Origin of the sequence: Variovorax atrisoli (assembly GCF_014195185.1) — a bacterium.
Taxonomy (GTDB): Bacteria; Pseudomonadota; Gammaproteobacteria; order Burkholderiales; family Burkholderiaceae_C; genus Variovorax; species Variovorax atrisoli.
This window is the reverse complement of the sequence record NZ_JACIBG010000002.1, coordinates 130497-151109: the sequence shown is the minus strand read 5'-3', so window position 1 is coordinate 151109 and position 20613 is coordinate 130497. Positions and strand designations below refer to the sequence as shown.

The window sequence follows — 20613 nt, the reverse complement described above, 5'->3', positions numbered from 1 at the left end:
AAGCGGTCCAACGAGGCCGCATGCCGGAGACAAGTCCATGCGCAAAGAGCGCCCTGCATCGAAGTTCCTCGCCGTCGCCAGTGCGATCGGCATCTCATTGGCCCTGGCCGCTTGCGGCGGCGGAGGCGGGGGAGGAGGAGGCGGCTTCGCCTTCCTGCCCCCGACCAGCACGCCGCCCGCCGGCGTGGGCGACAACCCACCGGCAGGCGACCCGCCCGACAACACGCCGCCTCCGCCCGTGCAGCCGGTCGCATCCTGCGCCGACCTCGCAGGCCGGAGCCTGCCGGCCTCGCTGATCAGCCTGCCCACGCAGGGCGCCACCGTCACCAGTGCCACGCCCGTCGCCGCGAGCGATGCGGGCAACACGCTCGGCGACTACTGCCGCGTGCGCGGCACCATCCAGCCGGTCGACCCGAATTCGCAGTCCATCAACTTCGCGGTCAACCTGCCCGAGAAGTGGAACCAGAAGACCATCCACTTCGGCGGCGGCGGCTTCGACGGCGTGCTGATCGACGGCACCGAGGTCATCCGCTTCGGCCCCGCCGGCAAGCCCGCGCCGCTCGCGCTGGGCTACGCCACCTACGGCGACGACTCGGGCCACCAGTCGGGCAGCATCACCGACGGCAAGTTCGCGGCCAACGACGAGCAGCTCGCCAACTACGGCGGCAACTCGCTCAAGAAGACGCGCGACGTGGCGCAGGCCCTGGTGCTCGCGCGCTACGGGGTGGCGCCGAAGCACGCCTACTTCCTGGGCACCTCTACGGGCGGGCGCGATGCGCTGAGCTACATCCAGCGCTGGCCGCTGGACTACGACGGCGTGATCGCCAACGAGCCCGCGCTCAACTACACCGGCACGCGCCTGTCGAACGTGGCCGTGGGCCGCGCCCTTTACAACAACGGCGCCGCAGGCTGGATGGACCTGAGCGAGACACTGATGGTGCAGAAGGCCGCGATGCAGGCCTGCGACAAGCTCGACGGCGCGGCCGACAACATCGTGAGCAACGTCGAGAGCTGCCGCCAGCTCAATGCACAGCTCCTGGCCTCGCTGCGCTGCCCCGGCGGTACGAAGACGGCCAAGACCTGCCTGTCGGACGCCCAACTCGACACCGTGAAGACCATCGAGTCGCCGCTCGAATTCACGACCTACTCGCTGGCCAACGGCGTGAAGCGCGCGGGCGGCTACAACCTGCTCGAAGGCGCGCTGGTGGCGGGCCCCTTCACCACGCGCGACCTGGGCACGCGCAAGGTGCCGGGCAACCCCGCCACGTCGGCCGACGCCAACATGTACGTCACCGGCGACCAGTGGGTGAAGTTCTTCGTCACGCGCATCGCGAACTTCGACACGCTGGGCTTCGATCCGCTGAACCCGGGCAGCTACGCGGCGCGCGTGACCGAGGTGTCGAACCTCACCGACGCGACCAACCCGAACCTCGCGCCCTTCTTCGGGCGCGGCGGCCGGCTCATCATGCTGCACGGCCTGGCCGACGAAGTGATCAGCCCGAACTCGACCATCGACTACTACAAGCAGCTCGTCGCCACGCTGGGGCAGGCGTCGGTCGACCGGAGCGTGCGCTTCTACACCGTGCCCGGCATGGGCCACGGCACCGGCAGCTTCATTCCCAACTGGGACTCGCTGGCCGCGCTCGAAGGCTGGGTGGAGAACGGCCTCGCGCCTGCCACCGGCGTCGCGGTCGACGCGGTGGCTGGCACCTACGGCCGCACGCGTCCTCTGTGCCTGTTCCCGGCCTGGCCCAAGTACCGCGGCAGCGGCAGCCTGGACGCGGCCGTCAACTACAGCTGCGTGACGGAGGTCGGCGATCCGCTCGCCTGCCCGAACCTGCCTGCGGCCGTCACCACCTACAAGGGCGGCGACAGCTTCGGCGAGGAGCTGCGCGTGCAGATCGACCCGGGCACGATGGCCTACACGGTGACCATCGACGCGAGCCTGCAGCGCACGGCCGGCACGGTGCGCACCGGCACGCTGGTGTCGGAGGGGAACTGCAGCTATGCCAGCGCGGAGAGCGGGGCGGTGTTCAGCTTCGGTGCCGGCGGGGTGCTGTCGGGCGGCGTGAACGCCCCGAGCGGCGGCGGCTTCGCGCCCCTGCTGGCGTTCCAGAACACCTTCCAGAATGCGGCGACGCCGACGGTGTTCAACCCGGTGTCGAACATCTTCAATGCGGTGGGCGTGCAGCAGGGCACCGGCGGCACGACCGCGCAGGCGCTGGCGGTGCGTCTGCGCAATGCCGGCACCTTCCAATACTGCCGCGATGCCGCCAACGGCTTCGTGATCTACGACACGACCTGCGCGCAGACCGAGAAGGGCTACATCACCTACAACGGCACCCGCGACGCCTTCGACCTGTTCACCACATCGCCGACCGGCAGCGCCGTGACCACCGGCGGCACGCTCACCGGCTCGATGGTCATCGGGCTCGTCAACGGCGCGGCGGTGCCGGTGCACCTGGTGCGCGAGTCGGCGGCAAACGCGGGCATGCGCCTCTTCGGCCTGCAGCAGAGCCTGGTCAGCGGCACGGCGGACGGAAGCTATGCGCTGCTCAGCGTCAAGGGCGAGAACCACGATGCCACGGTGGCCGGCAGCGGCTTCAATCTCGCAGGTGCCGCGGCCATGCTGGGCTACGACACACCGGTGCTCGGCGTGGCACAGGCCGATGCCGGCCGGCCGGGCAATTTCATCTTCAACAGCGGCGTCCTCGCATTCGTTTCGACGGACGCGACAAAGGCGGCGCTCGAACTCGGAGTACGTCATTGAAAAACCCCCTGTCCCGCTTCGCGGCATCCACGGCCCTCGCACTGCTGGGTGCGGCATCCGCCATGCATGCACAGGCCGCACCCTCCGGCCCTAAGCCCGCAGCCTGCCCCTCGCCCGTGCCCGAATCGGCCCGCTGCTACACCGGTGAAGACGGCGCCGGTTCCTTCTACTGGATCGCGATTCCCCAGGGCTGGACGAGCAACGCCGGCCATGTGCTCGTGATGCACGCCCACGGCGGCCCCGAGACCGGTCCGCCCAAGCTGGAGCGCAGCGAGGAAGACCTCAAGCGCTGGGCCGTCACCGTGAAGGCCGGCTACGCATGGGCCGCCTCCACCTACCGGCGCGGCGGCTACGGCGTGACCATGGCGGCGGAAGATACCGAGCGCCTGCGCCGGATCTTCGTGCGCCATTTCGGCCAGCCGCACCGCACGCTGCTGCACGGGCAGAGTTATGGCGCGGGCGTGGCGGCGAAAGCGGCGGAGCTCTATGCGCCGGCCGGCGGCGCCAAATCGCCTTACGACGGCCTGCTGCTCACCAGCGGCGTGCTCGGCGGCGGAAACAGCGCCTACGACTTCCGGCTCGACCTGCGCGTGGTCTACCAGTACGTCTGCCGCAACCATCCGCGCCCCGACGAGCCGCAGTACCCGCTGTGGATGGGCCTGCCGCTCGATTCGAAGCTCACGCGCGCCGACCTCGCCGCGCGCGTGAAGGAGTGCACCGGCATCGGCCTGCCCGCCGCGCAGCGCACGCCCGAGCAGGCGGCGCGGCTGAAGACCATTGTTTCGGTCGTGAAGATCCAGGAGCGCTCGCTGCTGGGCCATCTCACCTGGGCGACGTGGCTCTTCCAGGATCTGGTGCAGAAGCGGCTCGAGGGCCGCAATCCCTTCGGCAACATCGGCGTGGTCTACAGCGGCTCGGCCGACGACGCGGCGCTCAATGCCGGCGTGCTGCGCTACGCGGCCGACCCGCAGGCCAAGGGTGCGCTCGCGGCCGACAGCCAGCCCACCGGCCGCACCGCGCTGCCCACGGTGGGCCTGCACGCCATCGACGACCCCACGGCCTTCGTCGAACTCGAGAACTCCTACCGCCGCATCCGCGACGCGGCAGGCACCGGCGACCTGCTGGTTCAGAGCTTCAGCAGCGAGCGCGAGCACAGCTACCTGAGCGATTCGGAATACCCCGCGCTCTTCGCCGCGCTGCTCGACTGGATCGACAAGGGCGAGAAGCCCACGCCCGAAGGCCTTGCGCAACGCTGCAAGGCGCTGATGCCGCGCTACGACACCGACGGCAAGAACGGCTGCCACATCCAGCCCGCGTGGCAGCCGCCCGCGCTCGAAAGCCGCGTGCCTTCGCGCACGCCCTGATTTTTTTTCAATCCAACGTCACGGAGACATCATGAAGAAACTGTTCGCCCTCGCGGCGATCGCCGCTGCCGCCGTCGCTGCCCATGCGCAGGACTTTCCGGGCGGCAAGCCCGTCACCATCGTCGTGCCCTTCGCGGCCGGCGGCCCGACCGACCGCGTCGCGCGCGACCTCGCCGAGGCGCTGCGCAAGCCGCTGGGCGGCAGCACCGTCATCATCGACAACGTGCCCGGCGCGGGCAGCTCCATCGGCGCGACCAAGGTGGCGCGCGCCGCGCCCGACGGCTACACGCTGCTGCTCAACCACATCGCGATGGCGACCGTGCCGAGCCTGGTGCGCAACGTGCCGTTCAAGGTCGAGACTGACTTCGAGTACCTGGGCATCGTCAACGACGTGCCGATGACGCTCATCTCCAAGCCGAGCATCCCGGCCGCCAACTACAAGGAGCTGAGCGGCTGGATCGCGGCCAACAAGGGCAAGATCAACCTCGGCAACGCCGGCGTGGGCTCGGCCTCGCACCTGTGCGGGCTGCTCTTCCAGAGCGCCACCAAGACCGAGATGACGCCCGTGCCGTACAAGGGCACGGCCCCCGCCATCACCGACCTGATCGGCGGCCAGATCGACCTGCTGTGCGACCAGACCACCAACACCACGCCGCAGATCCAGGCTGGCAAGGTGAAGGCCTTCGCGGTCACCACCTCGAAGCGGCTCGCGCTGCCGATGCTGAAGGACCTGCCCACGCTCGACGAGGCCGGCCTGAAGAACTTCCAGGTCACGATCTGGCACGGCCTGTATGCGCCCAAGGGCACGCTCGCGCCGGTGCTGAAGAAGCTCAACGATGCGCTCAAGGTCGCGTTGAAGGACCCCGACTTCATCCACCGCGAAGAGCAGCTCGGCGCCGTGGTGGCGACCGATAGCCGCATCGAGCCGGCAGGCCACAAGAAGTTCGTGATCGACGAGATCGCGAAGTGGACGCCGGTGATCAAGGCGGCCGGCGTCTACGCCGACTGAACGGAAGCTATGCCTGGCGGCTCATGGCGATCAGCGTCCAGACGATCGCCACGAGCTGTGCGATGTTGATCAGGATCGCGACCACGTGGGTTCTGCGGAACCCCGGGATCGCGTCCATGTAGTTCGCCTGGATCTGCGTGCCCAGCGCGTCCATCTTCGGAATGACCTTCCTGCGCAGCACCACGGCGATCGCTGCCAGTGCCGCCGCACCGGCCGCGATGCCCAGCCGGCCCGCCGACGCGAAGCTCACCGCCGTCGCGCTCGCGGTGATGAAGGCGGCGACGTAGTAGAGGTTGAAGAAGCCGCGCACGAAGCGCGCGTCCAGCGGCGTGTCGTGCTTGAGCACCAGCAGCGGGATCGAGCCCATGATGAAGTAGGCCGTCGTGACGAGCAGCGCCACCGTGAAGAACAGGGCGGCAAACATGGCAGCGGGCATCTCGGTTCACCTCCGTGCATCGGGCGGGCAGTGCGGCCCGGTGCGTCGCTGGAACTGTCACTCCCTGGGAATCTGGGCCTCGATTTCCTTGATTACAGCCTCTTTCTCGCGGTTGTATATCTGGGGATTGGCCGGATCGACGGCGTGGGCGCGGTCCTTGGCCTGCTCGTACCTGAGGCGCAGGTCGGGGCGGCGCTCGAGGATGTCGATGAAGGCCAGCGAATCCTTGTGGACCGGGTCGCCGCGGTGGCAGACGTGGATGTTGAGGTTGAAGCGCCGCCCCCCGTGCAGCACCGAACCGCAGACATACGGCTTCTCGTCGCGGTCGACCCAGACCGGGCGGCGGTGAAAGCCGATGCGCTCGAACGCCGCCTGCTCCTCGCGCAGGTTCTCGCGCGCGGTGATGGCGGCCATGTCGATCATGGGCTTGCCGCGCAGTCCGACGACGGCCGTGCTGCCGATGTGCACCAGCTCCACGCCGGGCAGCCTCGACTGCACGTACGCGCGCGCGTCGGCGAAGACTTCGGCGTAGGCCGGGTCGTAGGCGAGGATGTTGCGCTGGTCCAGTCCCTCGTCGAATGGCTCGATCTGCATGCTGCGCTCCGGTTGTCGTGGTGCGGCGGCTCTCGACTCTCTCTCACTCAGCTGGCGAAGCGCCTGCGGTACTCCACCAGGCTCACGCCCAGGCGGCGGCCGAATGCGCGCCTGAAGCCGTCCACGTTCGCATAGCCCACCGCGTCGGCCAGCCGCTTGGCCGGCAGGTCGGATTCCTCGGCCAGCCGGCGGGCGGCGTCGATCCTCGCATTCTCGACAAACTCGGCCGGCGTGGTGCCGGTCTCGCTGCGGAAGATGCGCGCGAAGTTGCGCTCGCTCATGCCGGCGCGCTGGGCGAGGGCGGGCACGGAGAGGTCGTCCTTGAGGTTCGCGAGCACGTGGTCCTGTATCTCGCGCATGGCGGAGCGCTCCGAGGTCTGCGCCGCCAGGTGGGCGCTGAACTGGCTCTGTCCGCCGGGGCGCTTGAGGAACATCACCAGCTGCCGCGCCACGCTCAGCGCGAGGTCGCGGCCGTGGTCTTCCTCCACCATCGCCAACGCGAGGTCCATGCCGGCCGTGACGCCGGCGGAGGTGAAGAGCTGGCCGTCGCGCACGTAGATGGCGTCCGACTCGACGTTGGCGAGCGGGTAGTCCGATGCGAGCTGGCCGGCGAGCTTCCAGTGCGTGGCCACGCGCTTGCCGTCGAGCAGCCCGCTGGCGGCCAGCACGAAGGCGCCGCTGCACACCGAGCCGTAGCGGCGCACCGTGCGCGCCTGGCGCCGCAGCCACTCCTGCAGCTGCGTGTCGGCCGCCATGTCTTCCACGCGCGGGCTGCCCGCGACCAGCAGGGTGTCGATGGCGCCGCGATGCGTGGCGACCGTCGAATCCACGCCCAGCCGCAGCCCGCTGCTGCTCTTGAGCATGCCTTCGCCCGCGCCGATGACCTGCACGTGATAGGCGCGCCGGTCGCCCAGCTGCTGCGACGCCTCCGCGAAGACGTCGGCGGGGCCGGCCACGTCGAGCAGCTGGAAACGGGGGAAGGCGAGGATGGCGACACGCATGGCGGACAAGGCCCGGGGATTGGCGGAAAACGCCGCGAGTTGATGGAAATGGCCTGGTGAGTCTGGCGGAAAATACCAACTAATGCAAATCCAGCCAAGGAGAACAACATGCAGGAACAGGCTCTGGACCCTCTGAATCCCCTCAATCCTTCCTCCCCGGCGGCCGCGCCGCGCGTGCAGGGCTCCGTGCGCAATCTCCCGGTCAACCTCTTCGCTTCCGTGATGGGCCTGTCGGGCCTGGCCCTCGCCTGGCGGCTCGCGCACGACAGCCTGGGCGCGCCGGCCATCGTCGGCGAGGCCATCGGCGCCTTCGCGCTGGTCGTGTTCTTGCTGATCGCGGCGGGTTACCTGACGAAGCTGGCGCGGCATCCGCAAGCGGTGCGCGCGGAGTTCCATCACCCGGTGGCGGGCAACTTCTTCGGCACCATCGCGATCTCCGTCCTGCTGCTGTCTACCATCGTCGCGCCCTACAGCGCGCCTCTCGCGCACTTCGCCTGGACGGTGGGGATGCTCGCGACCTTTGCCTTGAGTTTCATCGGCCTGTCGCGGCTGCTGAAGGGGCAGGTGGACGCTGCGCTCGCCGTGCCGGCGTGGATCATCCCCGGCGTTGCCACGCTGGACATTCCCGTGACGGGTGCGCACATGCCGATGGCGTGGGCTCCTGAAGTCAACCTGGCCGCGAGCGCGATCGGCGTGGTGCTCGCGCTCGTGCTCTTCACGATGATCGTCGGTCGCCTCGTGCACCGCGACCCGCTCGCTCCCGCGATGGAGCCCTCGCTGATGATCCTGGTGGCGCCCTTCGCGGTGGGCTTCCTGGCCTACACCAACATCGTCGGCGAGATCGACCGCTTCGCCTCGCTGCTCTTCTACTTCGGCCTCTTCATGTTCGCGGTGGTCGCGCCGAAGGTGTTCCGCCGCGGTGCCAGCTTCGCGCCGAGCTGGTGGGCGATCGGCTTCCCGATGGCCGCGCTCGCGAATGCCGCGCTGAAGTACGCCGAGTCGCATGCGAGCGCGCCGTTGTGGGTGATCGCCATCCTGCTGCTGGTCGCGCTGAACGTGGCGCTGGCGGTTCTCACGGTGAAGACGGTGCGGATCGCGCTCAACGGAAAGCTGTTCGCCTGAGCGGGGGGCGCGCGCTCAGGCGTTCGCCAGCAGCGAGAGATCGCGCGCGGCCTGCAGCATCAGCTCGCGCGCGCGGTCCAGCGAGGGGATCGCGTGCCGGTCGATGCGGCGGATGTACGGCGTGGTCAACACCGCCAGCGCATGGCCGCGCGGGCCGAGGATGGGGCAGGAGATGTCGATCACGCCGAAGTACTGCATGCTCTCGCGCTGCCGGTAGCCGGTGGCGCGCACCGCCTCCAGCATGTGTTCCAGTTCGTCGGGCGGAATCTGCACCTCGCCGTCGAGCGCGACGTGCTCGGCCAGCATCTGCCGGCGACGCTCCTCGGACTCGCAGGCCAGCAGCACCTGGCCCGAGCCGGTGTCGAGCAGGTTCACGCGCGTGCCCGGCCGCACCGTCATGCTGCTCGCCGCGGGGCTGTTGACCTGCGCCACGATCTGCACGTTGCCCCGGTCGTACACGCCCAGGTGGCAGGACTGCTCGGCTTCCTTCACGTAGCGGTCCATCACCGGCAGCGCCTGGGTCACCAGCCTGTGGTTCGGCGGGTAGCGGTGCGCCAGGTCGAACATCTTCAGGCTCAGGCTGTAGCGGTCGCCGGCGAGCGATCGCAGCACGTATTGCCGCGCCACCAGCCTTTCGAGCATCCGGTAGATCTCGCTCGGGCCGCGATCGAGCGCCTTCACGATCTCGCCGCGCGTCAGGCCCTCGGGCTGGTCGGCGAGCAACTCGAGGATGTCCAGCCCCTTGTCGAGCGCGGGGGCGCGGTAGCGGTCCTGCTGTTCCTGGTCGTCGGAGGGCTTGCTCAAGATGTCGTTTTGAGTTGTTTTGTTCACCAATGAATTTCAACAGCAAGAGACGCTGCTTGCAAGTTTCGTTCTACGGGTAAGCACTCATCGGATGAGGTTGACGCTGAAAGTTCGTATGTAAATACTCTGTTCACGAATGGACTAGAGAAGCAAGGCGAACGGCAGACCTGCCGTGGCGACCCGAAAATGATCCAGCGCATCGACTCGCATCAGCACTTCTGGCGGCCCGCGCGCGGCGACTACACGTGGCTGCGTGCCGACGTGCCTGCGCTGGCGCCGCTGCTGCGCGACTTCATGCCCGCAGACCTGCAGCCGCTGCTGCATTCCCACGGCGTGAGCCGGACGGTGCTGGTGCAGGCGGCCGATTCCCTGGCCGAGACCGACTTCATGCTCGACCTCGCGGGCAGCCGCGACGAGATCGGCGGCGTGGTCGGCTGGGTCGACCTGGGCTGCGCCGACGCCGCCGCTTCACTCGAGCGGATGGCCCGGCACCCCAAGTTCAAGGGCGTGCGGCCGATGCTGCAGGACCTGCCCGAAGACGACTGGATCGCGCGCCGCCCGCACCCCGATGCGGTGGACGCCATGCTGAAGCTCGGCCTGCGCTTCGACGCGCTCGTGAATCCGAGGCACCTTCCGTGGCTCCTGCAGTTCGCGAAGCGGTGGCCGCAGCTGCCGATGGTGATCGACCACGGCGCCAAGCCGCCGGTGGGCGCCCAGGACGGCGAAGACTTCGCCCGCTGGCGCGAAGACATCGCGGCCCTGGCGGCACTGCCCCAGGTCTGCTGCAAGTTCTCGGGGCTGTGGACCGAGGCGCTGTCCTCGATGCAGCGCGATGCGGAAGTGTTCACCCGCGTGCTGCGCTCGGTGTGGGACCACCTGCTGGCGTGCTTCGGCCCCTCGCGCCTCATGTGGGGCAGCGACTGGCCCGTGCTCACGCTGGCCGGCGACTACGCAGGCTGGATCGCGGTGAGCCAGGCCTGCATCGGCAGCCTTTCCGCGTGGGAGCAGGCCGAGGTGTGGCACGGCACCGCGCAACGCTTCTACGGCCTCGCCGCGGACTGAACAGCCATGCAACCCATCGTCACCATCCGCGACCTGAGCAAGTCCTTCGCCGGCGTGCGCGCGCTCGACAGGGCGCAATTCGAGCTGCTGCCCGGCGAAGTGCATGCGCTCATGGGCGAGAACGGCGCGGGCAAGTCCACGCTGATGAAGGTGCTGGCGGGCGTGTACCGCAAGGATTCGGGCGAGGTGCTGCTCGAAGGCCGGCCGGTCGACATCGAAAGCCCACGCGCCGCGCAGGCGCTGGGCATCGGGATCATCCATCAGGAGCTCAACCTGATGAACCACCTGAGCGCCGCGCAGAACATCTTCATCGGCCGCGAGCCGCGCGGGCGCTTCGGCGTCTTCATCGACGAGGAAGCCATGTGCTGCGAGGCGCAGCGCATCTTCGAGCGCATGAAACTGAAGCTCGACCCGCGCACGCCGGTGGGCGAGCTCACGGTGGCCCGGCAGCAGATGGTGGAGATCGCCAAGGCGCTGTCGTTCGATTCGCGCGTGCTCATCATGGACGAGCCCACCGCCGCGCTGAACAACGAGGAGGTGGCCGACCTGTTCCGCATCATCGCGCGCCTGAAGTCGCGCGGCGTGGCCGTCGTCTATATCTCGCACAAGATGGATGAGCTGAAGCGCATCGCCGACCGGGTGACCGTGATGCGCGACGGCCAGTACATCGCCACCGTGCCGATGGCGAGCACGCCGATGGACACGCTCATCGCGATGATGGTCGGGCGCCAGCTCGCCGAGGCCGAGCACGGGATGCCCGACACCTCCGCCAACGAAGTGGTGCTGGAGGCCAGGGGCATCCGCAGGGGCGGCATGGTGCGCGACGCGAGCTTCGTGCTGCGGCGCGGCGAGATCCTGGGCTTTGCCGGTCTCATGGGCGCGGGCCGGACCGAACTGGCCCGCGCCGTGTTCGGCGCCGACCGCATCGACGCTGGCGAAGTCTTCGTGAAGGGCCGGAAGGCGGCCATCGCCTCGCCGCAGGACGCGGTGGCCCACGGCATCGGATATCTCTCGGAAGACCGCAAGCACTTCGGCCTCGCCACCGGCATGGACGTCGAGACGAACATCGCGCTCGCGAGCATGAAGCGCTTCCTGTCGGCAGGCTTCTTCGTCGACCAGGCTGCGCTTGCCTCGGCCGGCGAGCGCTACGTGCGGCAGCTCGGCATCAAGACGCCCTCGGTGCGCCAGCAGGTGCGGCTGCTGTCGGGCGGCAACCAGCAGAAGATCGTCATCGCCAAGTGGCTGCTGCGCGACTGCGACGTGCTCTTCTTCGACGAGCCCACGCGCGGCATCGACGTGGGCGCCAAGGCCGAGATCTACCGCCTGCTCAATGAACTGGCCGCGCAGGGCAAGGCCATCGTCATCATCTCCTCGGAGCTGCCCGAGATCCTGCGCATGAGCCACCGCGTGCTCGTGATGTGCGAGGGCCGCATCACCGGCGAACTCTCGGCGCGCGAGGCCTCGCAGGAAAAGATCATGCAGCTCGCCACCCGGCGCGAGACCGCACAAGCCGCCCCCTGAACACGACCGGAGACTGCCCTTGACGACCCCCACCGTGACCACCACCGCCGCTGCGGCGGGCTTCTCGCCGAAGACGCTGAAGGACCGGCTCCTGCGTCCCGCCACGCGGCAGAAGCTCCTGGCCTTCGCCAGCCTCGTCGTGCTGATGGTGTTCTTCAGCTTCGCCTCGCCGCAGTTCCTGCAGGCCGACAACCTCGTGGGCATCCTGCAGTCGACCGCGGTGAACGGCGTGCTCGCGATCGCCTGCACCTTCGTCATCATCACCTCGGGCATCGATCTCTCGGTGGGCACGCTGATGACCTTCTGCGCCGTCATGACCGGCGTGGTGCTCACCTACATGGGCATGCCGCTGTGGCTGGGCATCTGCGCGGCCATCTTCTTCGGGGCGCTCAGCGGCTTCGTCTCGGGCCTGCTGATCGCCAAGCTGAAGATCCCGCCGTTCATCGCGACGCTGGGCATGATGATGCTGCTCAAGGGCCTGTCTCTGGTGATCTCGGGCACCAAGCCGATCTACTTCAACGACACGCCGGGCTTCACCGCCATCTCGCAGGACTCGCTGATCGGCGACATCGTTCCGGCGCTGCCCATTCCCAACGCGGTGCTGATCCTCTTCCTGGTGGCGGTGGCCGCGAGCATCGTGCTCAACAGGACCCTGCTCGGGCGCTACACCTTCGCGCTCGGCAGCAACGAGGAGGCGGTGCGCCTGTCGGGCGTGAACACCGACTTCTGGAAGATCGTGGTCTACACGGTCAGCGGCGGCATCTGCGGCATCGCGGGGCTGCTGATCGCCTCGCGGCTGAACTCGGCGCAGCCCGCGCTGGGGCAGGGCTACGAACTCGACGCCATCGCGGCGGTGGTCATCGGCGGCACCTCGCTCAGCGGCGGCACCGGCACCATCGTGGGCACCATCATCGGCGCCTTCATCATGAGCGTGCTCACCAATGGCCTGCGCATTCTGTCGGTCGCGCAGGAATGGCAGACGGTGGTCACGGGCGTGATCATCATCCTGGCCGTGTACGCCGACATCCTGCGCCGCCGCAGCGGCAGCAAGGTGCATTGAACTTCCTGCCTTCCTTCCTGCCTCCCCGATCCGTTCGTTCCCCCACAACCACAGGAGACATCGCATGATCCAGAGAAGAACAGTCGTCGCTTGCGCGCTGGGCGCGGCCCTTGCCAGCGTGTCGGCGTTCGCGCAGGCACAGCAGTCGCAGGAGATCTACATCCCGCTCGTGTCCAAGGGCTTCCAGCACCAGTTCTGGCAGGCGGTGAAGCAGGGCGCCGAGCAGGCCGCCAAGGACCTGAAGGTGAAGGTGAGCTTCGAGGGCCCCGAGACCGAGGCCATGGTCGACAAGCAGATCGACATGCTCTCGGCCGCGCTCGCCAAGAAGCCGCAGGCCATCGGCTTCGCCGCGCTCGACAGCCAGGCCGCGATTCCGCTGCTGAAGAAGGCGCAGGCCGCGAAGATCCCGGTGGTGGCCTTCGACTCGGGCGTGGACAGCGACATTCCCGTCACCACGACCACCACCGACAACAAGGCCGCCGCGGCGCTGGCCGCCGACAAGATGGCCGAGCTCATCGGCAAGAGCGGCGAGGTGGCGCTGGTGGTGCACGACCAGACCAGCCGCACCGGCGTCGACCGGCGCGACGGCTTCGTCAACCGCATCAAGTCGACCTACCCCAACATCAAGATCGTGAGCGTGCAGTACGGCGGCGGCGACCAGCTGAAGTCCACCGAGATCACCAAGTCGATCCTGCAGGCGTCGCCCAACATCAAGGGCATCTTCGGCGCCAACGAGGGCTCGGCCATCGGCGTGGTCAACGGCGTGAAGGAGATGAAGCGCACCGGCAAGGTCGTGGTCATCGGCTACGACTCGGGCAAGCAGCAGAAGAACGCGATCATGGACGGCAGCATGGCCGGCGCCATCACGCAGAACCCGGTGGGCATGGGTTACAAGACCGTCGAGATGGCGGTGAAGGCCATCAAGGGCGAGAAGCTGCCGAAGATCGTCGACACCGGCTTCTTCTGGTACGACAAGACCAACATCGCCGACCCCAAGATTGCGGCAGTGCTGTACGACTAGGCGGAGCAAGCACAGCCGAACGCAGAACAAAGTCGAGGTGCGCAAAGGCCGCAAAAAGACTGCAGATCATTTCTCGATTTCGTCTTTCGCGCCCCCCTTGCGCTCGGCTGCCCGGTCCCCCTTCGATCTTTCCAGACAGATTCAAATGACCATCGTCCGCTCCATGCGCGTGCTCGACGTGCGCTTTCCCACCTCGCAGCATCTGGACGGTTCGGATGCGATGAACCCCGACCCCGACTACTCGGCGGCCTACGTCGTGCTCGAGACCGACCAGCCCGGGCTGGAGGGCCACGGCCTCACGTTCACCATCGGTCGCGGCAACGAGATCTGCTGCGCGGCCATCGAGGCCATGCGGCACCTCGTGGTGGGGCTCGACCTCGCATGGGTGGCCGAGGACATGGGCCGCTTCTGGCGGCACGTGACCTCCGACAGCCAGCTGCGCTGGATCGGCCCCGACAAGGGCGCGATCCATCTCGCGACCGGCGCGATCGTCAATGCGATGTGGGACCTGTGGGCCAAGTCCGAAGGCAGGCCCGTGTGGCAGCTGGTGGCCGACATGTCGCCCGAGGAACTGGTGCGCTGCATCGACTTCCGCTACATCACCGACTGCATCGCGCCCGACGAGGCGCTCGCGCTGCTGCGCGAGGCGTCGAAGGGCAAGCAGGAACGCATCGCCACGTTGAAGGCCGAGGGCTACCCCTGCTACACCACCTCCGCCGGCTGGCTGGGCTATCCCGACGAGAAGCTGCGGCGACTCGCGCAGGAGGCGATCGACGCGGGCTTCAGCCACATCAAGCTCAAGGTGGGGCGCGACCTGCAGGACGACATTCGCCGCCTGAAGGTGGCGCGCGAGGTGCTCGGGCCGGACCGGCACCTGATGATCGACGCCAACCAGGTCTGGGAGGTGAGCCAGGCCATCGACTGGGTGCGTCAGCTCGCCTTCGCCAGGCCGTGGTTCATCGAGGAGCCCACCAGCCCCGACGACGTGGAGGGCCACCGCCGGATCCGCGAGGGCATCGCCCCCGTGAAGGTGGCCACGGGCGAGATGTGCCAGAACCGCATCATGTTCAAGCAGTTCATCATGCGCGGCGGCATCGACGTGGTGCAGATCGACGCCTGCCGCCTCGGCGGCGTGAACGAGATCCTCGCGGTGATGCTGATGGCCGCGAAGTACAAGCTGCCCGTATGCCCCCATGCGGGCGGCGTGGGGCTGTGCGAGTACGTGCAGCACCTCTCGATGATCGACTACCTCTGCATCTCCGGCACCCGCGAGGGCCGCGTGGCCGAGTACGTCGATCACCTGCACGAGCATTTCGTGGAGCCCTGCGAAGTCCGCAATGCGGCCTACATGCCGCCGAAGCGACCGGGCTTCTCCATCGAGATGAAGGCGCAATCGCTGGAGCAGTACCGCTTTCGCGGATAAGGAAAGGCATCGCACGACATGGATCTGCATCTGAAGGACAAGGTGGTGATCGTCACCGGCGGCGGCAGCGGTATCGGCGCGGCCATCTCGACGACGCTGGCGCAGGAAGGCGCGGTGCCGGTGATCCTCGGCAAGAACCCGCTCGATGCGTCCTTCGAGGAAGGGCTTCGCGGGCTGCAGCCGCGCACGCGCTTCTTCCAGCTGGAGCTGATGGAAGAGGCTGCCTGCGCCAAGGCCGTTGCCGACACGGCTGCCGAGTTCGGCCGCATCGACGGGCTGGTCAACAACGCGGGCGTGAACGACAGCGTGGGGCTGGAGGCGGGCCGCGATGCATTCGTCTCCTCGCTGGAGCGCAACCTCATCCACTGCTACGTGATGGCGCACCACTGCCTGCCGCACCTGAAGGCGAGCAGGGGCGCCATCGTCAACATCTCGTCGAAGACGGCGGTCACGGGGCAGGGCAACACCAGCGGCTATACGGCGGCCAAGGGCGCGCAGCTGTCGCTCACGCGCGAATGGGCCGCCTCGTTGCTGGAGGACGGCGTGCGCGTGAACGCGGTGATCCCGGCCGAGGTGATGACGCCGCTCTACCAGCGTTGGATATCCGCCTTCGACGAGCCCGACCGCAAGCTCGCCGACATCACCGACAAGATCCCGCTGGGCCGCCGCATGACCACGCCCGAGGAGATCGCGAACAACGTCGTGTTCCTGCTGTCGGAGCGGGCCTCGCACACGACCGGTCAATGGGTGTTCGTGGATGGCGGCTACACGCACCTGGACCGTGCGCTGACCTGATCGCTTCGCAGTCCCGACTGGAGTTGTGCATGCGCCATTTCCTTGCTCTCGATTTGAAAGACGACCCGGCACTGATCGCCGAATACGAGGCTTATCACCGCAATATCTGGCCCGAGGTGCGCGCGCATCTGGATTCGCATGGCGTGACGGCCATGGAAATCCATCGGATCGGCACGCGGATGGTGATGCTGATGGAAACCGACGACGCCCGCTACGACGCCCAGGCAATGGCGCTCGCCACGCGCACCGATCCGAAGATCAGGCAGTGGGAAGAGCTGATGTGGAAGTTCCAGGCACCCACGCCATGGACGCCGGAGGGCGAGAAATGGACCGCGATGCAGCAAATCTTCTGCTTGTAATCAAAAGATTCAAGTTTGATCGAGCTTCGGTTTTTTGCCCGGGTTTACATTTACTGGGCACAATGCCGGCCATGCCAAACATTGCATCCATTCTTAAATCCGAGATCTCGCGCGTCGCCCGCAAGGAAGTTCGCGCGGAAATGGAAACCCTCAAGAAGGCATCGGTTCACCATCGTGCGGCCATTGCGGCATTGCGCCGCCAGATCAGTTCGCTGGAAAAGGAACTGCGCAACGTCGCCAAGGGCACCTCCCGCGGCGTACGGGCGAGCGCACCGGACGATTCCGGCGATGAAGGTCCCAAGCGCAGGTTCAGCGCCGGCCGCCTGGCTGCGCATCGCGCGAAGCTGGGCATCTCCGCCGCCGCCTACGGAAAGCTGGTCGGCGTTTCCGGCCAGACGATCTATCACTGGGAACAGGGCAAGGCCAGGCCCAGGGCCGCGCAGCTGCTGAGCCTCGCGGCCGTGCGAGGGCTAGGCAAGCAGCAGGTGGCACAGCGGCTGGAAGGGGCGGAATAGCCCCTTTTTTATTGCCCGCCTCAGTGATCGTGGTGCAGGTAGCTCGCCTGCCTCGGCAGCCTCAGGCTCACGAGGAAGGCGATGACCATCATCGCGCTCACGTACCAGAAGAAGGCCGATTCGTGCCCCATTGACTTGAGGCCCAGCGCCACGTATTCGGCCGAGCCGCCGAAGATCGCGTTCGCCACCGCGTAGGCCAGCCCCACGTCCAGGGCGCGCACTTCGGGCGGGAACATCTCGGCCTTCACGATGCCGCTGATCGAGGTGTAGAAGCTCACGATGGCCAGCGCCACGATGATGAGCACGAATGCCAGCACCGGGCTCGTGGTGTGCTGCAGCGCGGTGAGGATGGGCACCGTCGTCAGCGCGCCGAGTCCGCCGAACAGCAGCATGTTGTTGCGCCTCCCGATGCGGTCCGACAGCGCGCCGAACACCGGCTGCATGCACATGTAGACGAAGAGCGCGCAGGTCATCACGTAGCTCGCCGTCTTGATCGGCAGGTGCACCGTGTTCACCAGGTACTTCTGCATGTAGGTGGTGAAGGTGTAGAAGATCAGCGAGCCGCCGGCCGTGTAGCCCAGCACCGTGAGGAACGCCGGCGTGTGGTGCCTGAAGAGTCCTCCGATGCTGCCGGCCTCCTTGTTCTTCCTGGCCTCGTCGGTCTGCGTCTCGTGCAGCGTGCGGCGCAGCAGCAGCGCCACCACCGCGGCGATGGCGCCGATCACGAAGGGAATGCGCCAGCCCCACGCCTTGAGCTCGGCCTCGGTCAGCAACTGCTCGAGCACCACGATGACGAGCACCGCGAGCAGCTGTCCGCCGATCAGCGTGACGTACTGGAACGACGAGAAGAAGCCGCGCTGCCCGCGCAGCGCCACCTCGCTCATGTAGGTGGCGGTGGTGCCGTATTCGCCGCCCACCGAGAGGCCCTGGAACAGCCGGCAGACCAGCAGCAGGAAGGGCGCCCACGCGCCGATCTGCGCATAGGTGGGCAGGAAGGCGATGACCAGCGAGCCGCCGCACATCATCGTCACCGAGATCAGCATCGAAGTCTTGCGCCCCAGCCGGTCGGCCAGCCGCCCGAAGAGCCATCCGCCGATGGGCCGCATGAGGAAGCCCGCGGCGAACACGCCCGCGGTGTTCAGCAGTTGCGCTGTGGGGTCGGACTTGGGAAAGAAGGCCGGCGCGAAGTACAGCGCCGAGAAGGCGTACACGTAGAAGTCGAACCATTCGACCAGGTTGCCGGAGGAGGCCGCCATGATCGCGAAGACGCGGTGGCGTTTTTCTTCGGCCGTGTAGTGCGGGGGAGATGAAGCAGAGGCCGCTGGGCCTCCCGAGGTAGGCGTGACTGCGCTCATGGTGCCTTCTTGTGCCGTGCAGGCAATGTGTTGTTTCCAAAACATTCTGCGCCGGCATGTGACGCGCGCGTGTCGGCCGATGCCGCATCGGCCTCCCCCCGGCATGGCTTTCCGGGGGGCTCGGGTGCTATCTCAGAAGGTACCCGGCAGCAGGATGCTCGAGTCGACCTCGTCGATGTTCGTGCGGCCGCAGAAGGCCATCGTGATGTCGAGCTCCTTCTGGATGATCTGCAGCGCGCGCGTCACGCCTTCCTGCCCGAAGGCGCCCAGGCCGTAGAGGAAGCTGCGGCCGATGAGCGTGCCGCGGGCGCCCAGCGCGCGGGCCTTGAGCACGTCCTGCCCGCTGCGGATGCCGCCGTCCATCCACACCTCGATCTCGCTGCCCACCGCATCGACGATGGCCGGCAGCGCCGCGATGGAGGAGGGCGCGCCATCGAGCTGGCGGCCGCCGTGGTTCGACACGATGAGCGCGTCGGCGCCGCTGGAGGCCGCGAGGCGCGCGTCCTCCACGTCCATGATGCCCTTGAGGATGAGCTTGCCGCCCCAGAGCTTCTTGATCCACTCGACGTCGGCCCAGCTCAGCGCGGGGTCGAACTGCTCGGCGGTCCACGACGACAGCGACGACAGGTCCTTCACGCCCTTGGCATGGCCCGCGATGTTGCCGAAGGTGCGGCGCTTCGTGCCCAGCATGCCCATGCACCAGCGCGGCTTGGTGGCGAGGTTGATGAGGTTCTTGAGGGTGGGCTTGGGCGGTGCGGTGAGGCCGTTCTTGATGTCCTTGTGGCGCTGGCCGAGGATCTGCAGGTCGAGCGTGAGTTGCAGGGCGGTCACGTTGGCGGCCTTGGCGCGCTCGATCAGGCGCTCGATGAAGTCGCGGTCCCTCATCACGTAGAGCTGGAACCAGAAGGGATGGCGGCCGGTGTTCTCGGCGATGTCTTCCAGCGAGCAGATGCTCATGGTGGACAGCGTGAAGGGAATGCCGAAGGCCTTGGCGGCGCGCGCGCCGAGGATCTCGCCGTCGGCGTGCTGCATGCCGGTGAGGCCGGTGGGGGCGATGGCCACGGGCATCGCGGTTTCCTGGCCGACCATGGTGGTGCGCAGCGAGCGGCCCTCCATGTTCACCGCCACGCGCTGGCGCAGCTTGATCTTCTGGAAGTCGCTCTCGTTGGCGCGGTAGGTGCCCTCGGTCCACGCGCCGGAGTCGGCGTAGTCGTAGAACATCTTCGGCACGCGCCGCTTGGCGATCACCCGCAGGTCTTCGATGTTGGTGATCTTGGAAAGGTCGGGCACGGGCGGTCTCCTGGCGGGTTCTCTTGGTGGATCGGCGGAAGCTAACCGGCCATTATCTGCAGGCAGGGCGGGGCGCCACCTGAAAAAAGCCGGCCCTGCTGCTGAAAAAAATTCAGCCCGACAGCCTGATCAGGCCGCGCGCTCGCGCAAGGCCTCGCGCAGCCATTCGACGAAGGTGGCGCACTCCCACCGCTCCATGGCGCCGGGCTTCCAGCACAGGAAGTAGGCGTTGGGCGAGGGCACGCTGCGTCGCGACAGCCGCACCAGCCGGCCGTTGTCGAGCCAGGCGCTGCCCAGGCGCAGGTGCATCAGCACCACGCCGAAGTCTTCCGCCGCGGCATCCAGCGCCAGCCCGAGGTCGTTGAACTGGTGGCCCGTGGCGGGCTCGGGCAGGCCGATGCCGCAGGCCTTGAACCAGGTGCGCCACGACTCCAGCGGCGTGCGCAGCAGCTGCGCACGCGACACTTCGGCGTCGGTCTCGAAGCCGTCGAAGGGTCCGTGGCGTTCGAGGTAGGCGGGGCTGCACACCGGCGAGACGTCGTCGGCCAGCAGCTGGGCGAACTCGCGGTCATGGAAGGGACCGGTGCCGAAGCGCAGCTCGATGTCGGCCTCTTCCGCCGTGGTGTTGCGCACCGGCATGGTCACCTGCAGCATCAGCTCGATGTTCGGGTACGCGTCGCGAAAGCGCGCCAGCCGGGGCAGCAGCATCTGGCGCGAGAAGGTCGGCGTGACCGCCACGCGCAGCCGCCGCACCTGCGACTCGGGCTCGCGCCCCGGCACCTGCCGCAGCGCAGCGATGGCCTCGCGCACGCGCGCCAGGTAGGCCATGCCGTCGGCGCTGAGGCTGAAGTCGCTGCCGGTGAAGAACTTGAGTCCGAGCAGCAGCTCGAGCTGGCGGATGCGGTGGCTCACGGCGCTGGGCGTCACGGCGAGCTCCTCGGCCGCGAGGTTCACGCTGCGCAGCCGTGCGACGGCCTCGAAGGCCTGCAGGCCCTGTGTCGAGGGGAGACGCGGAGAAACCATCTTTTGTCGGAATGGGTAGCGGGGTAGGATGGTATCGAACGCTTCCGGCCCTGCCCCGGCCGAAGCACCGGCTCAGAAGAATTCCCAAA

19 protein-coding genes are annotated in these 20613 nt (G+C 67.7%); 12 read left to right on the top strand and 7 right to left on the bottom strand.

Annotation, left to right across the window (positions count from 1 at the left end; all coding sequences use genetic code 11):
- Positions 1-37 precede the first annotated feature (37 nt).
- The 3 genes from FHY06_RS07645 to FHY06_RS07635 are packed head-to-tail and all read left to right on the top strand — an operon-like array spanning position 38 to position 5143.
- Positions 38-2770, top strand: a complete 2733-nt coding sequence (locus FHY06_RS07645; RefSeq protein WP_184604295.1) for a tannase/feruloyl esterase family alpha/beta hydrolase — start codon at positions 38-40, stop codon at positions 2768-2770.
- On the top strand, positions 2767-4134 hold the full coding sequence (locus FHY06_RS07640; protein ID WP_184604294.1) for a hypothetical protein: 1368 nt from the start codon (positions 2767-2769) through the stop codon (positions 4132-4134). Before FHY06_RS07645 ends, FHY06_RS07640 begins: the two co-directional genes overlap by 4 nt.
- A 31-nt stretch (positions 4135-4165) precedes the next feature.
- Positions 4166-5143, top strand: a complete 978-nt coding sequence (locus FHY06_RS07635) for a tripartite tricarboxylate transporter substrate-binding protein (protein ID WP_184604293.1) — start codon at positions 4166-4168, stop codon at positions 5141-5143.
- 7 nt (positions 5144-5150) lie between these two features.
- Here the strand turns inward: FHY06_RS07635 and FHY06_RS07630 are convergent, their stop codons facing one another.
- Genes FHY06_RS07630 through FHY06_RS07620 form a run of 3 tightly spaced genes read right to left on the bottom strand, consistent with a single transcriptional unit; the run spans position 5151 to position 7174 of the window.
- Complete coding sequence (locus FHY06_RS07630; RefSeq protein WP_019654219.1) at positions 5151-5579, bottom strand: hypothetical protein; 429 nt, start codon at positions 5577-5579, stop codon at positions 5151-5153.
- Between the two features lie 57 nt (positions 5580-5636).
- Positions 5637-6173 carry a GrpB family protein gene (locus FHY06_RS07625; RefSeq protein ID WP_126182785.1) on the bottom strand — a complete coding sequence of 179 codons (537 nt, stop codon included), beginning with the start codon at positions 6171-6173 and terminating at the stop codon, positions 5637-5639.
- Between the two features lie 47 nt (positions 6174-6220).
- The gene (locus FHY06_RS07620; RefSeq protein ID WP_126182893.1) at positions 6221-7174 is read right to left on the bottom strand and encodes a GlxA family transcriptional regulator; all 954 of its coding nucleotides are present in this window, start codon (positions 7172-7174) and stop codon (positions 6221-6223) included.
- A 108-nt stretch (positions 7175-7282) separates the two neighbouring features.
- Here FHY06_RS07620 and FHY06_RS07615 point away from each other — a divergent pair, with 108 nt between their 5' ends.
- Positions 7283-8296 (top strand): SLAC1 anion channel family protein, encoded by a 1014-nt coding sequence (locus FHY06_RS07615; protein WP_184604291.1) that lies wholly within the window; start codon positions 7283-7285, stop codon positions 8294-8296.
- A 15-nt stretch (positions 8297-8311) separates the two neighbouring features.
- Here the strand turns inward: FHY06_RS07615 and FHY06_RS07610 are convergent, their stop codons facing one another.
- Positions 8312-9100: an IclR family transcriptional regulator gene (locus FHY06_RS07610; protein WP_132797054.1), complete on the bottom strand. Its 789-nt coding sequence runs from the start codon at positions 9098-9100 to the stop codon at positions 8312-8314.
- Positions 9101-9286: 186 nt separating this feature from the next.
- Between FHY06_RS07610 and FHY06_RS07605 the strand changes: the two genes are divergently transcribed.
- From FHY06_RS07605 to FHY06_RS07570, 8 genes are all read left to right on the top strand, one after another.
- Positions 9287-10162: an amidohydrolase family protein gene (locus tag FHY06_RS07605; protein WP_184604289.1), complete on the top strand. Its 876-nt coding sequence runs from the start codon at positions 9287-9289 to the stop codon at positions 10160-10162.
- Positions 10163-10168: 6 nt separating this feature from the next.
- Positions 10169-11683: a sugar ABC transporter ATP-binding protein gene (locus FHY06_RS07600; protein WP_184604287.1), complete on the top strand. Its 1515-nt coding sequence runs from the start codon at positions 10169-10171 to the stop codon at positions 11681-11683.
- Positions 11684-11702: 19 nt separating this feature from the next.
- On the top strand, positions 11703-12743 hold the full coding sequence (locus tag FHY06_RS07595) for an ABC transporter permease (RefSeq protein ID WP_184604285.1): 1041 nt from the start codon (positions 11703-11705) through the stop codon (positions 12741-12743).
- 64 nt (positions 12744-12807) lie between these two features.
- A complete protein-coding gene (locus FHY06_RS07590; RefSeq protein ID WP_132797058.1) occupies positions 12808-13764 on the top strand; it encodes an ABC transporter substrate-binding protein in 957 nt (318 codons plus the stop codon).
- 145 nt (positions 13765-13909) lie between these two features.
- On the top strand, positions 13910-15187 hold the full coding sequence (locus FHY06_RS07585) for an L-fuconate dehydratase (protein WP_184604283.1): 1278 nt from the start codon (positions 13910-13912) through the stop codon (positions 15185-15187).
- A gap of 18 nt (positions 15188-15205) precedes the next feature.
- Positions 15206-15982: an SDR family oxidoreductase gene (locus tag FHY06_RS07580; RefSeq protein WP_184604281.1), complete on the top strand. Its 777-nt coding sequence runs from the start codon at positions 15206-15208 to the stop codon at positions 15980-15982.
- Between the two features lie 29 nt (positions 15983-16011).
- Complete coding sequence (locus FHY06_RS07575) at positions 16012-16341, top strand: L-rhamnose mutarotase (RefSeq protein WP_184604279.1); 330 nt, start codon at positions 16012-16014, stop codon at positions 16339-16341.
- 71 nt (positions 16342-16412) lie between these two features.
- Positions 16413-16856, top strand: coding sequence for a helix-turn-helix domain-containing protein (locus FHY06_RS07570; RefSeq protein WP_020723045.1), 444 nt, complete (start codon positions 16413-16415; stop codon positions 16854-16856).
- 20 nt (positions 16857-16876) lie between these two features.
- Here FHY06_RS07570 and FHY06_RS07565 read toward each other — a convergent pair whose 3' ends face one another.
- The 3 genes from FHY06_RS07565 to FHY06_RS07555 all read right to left on the bottom strand — a co-directional run bounded on the left by FHY06_RS07565 (position 16877) and on the right by FHY06_RS07555 (position 20524).
- Positions 16877-18211 (bottom strand): MFS family transporter, encoded by a 1335-nt coding sequence (locus tag FHY06_RS07565; protein ID WP_184604278.1) that lies wholly within the window; start codon positions 18209-18211, stop codon positions 16877-16879.
- 132 nt (positions 18212-18343) lie between these two features.
- Positions 18344-19501, bottom strand: coding sequence for an alpha-hydroxy acid oxidase (locus FHY06_RS07560; protein WP_019654205.1), 1158 nt, complete (start codon positions 19499-19501; stop codon positions 18344-18346).
- A gap of 129 nt (positions 19502-19630) precedes the next feature.
- A complete protein-coding gene (locus FHY06_RS07555) occupies positions 19631-20524 on the bottom strand; it encodes a LysR substrate-binding domain-containing protein (protein ID WP_132752455.1) in 894 nt (297 codons plus the stop codon).
- Positions 20525-20613: the final 89 nt, after the last annotated feature.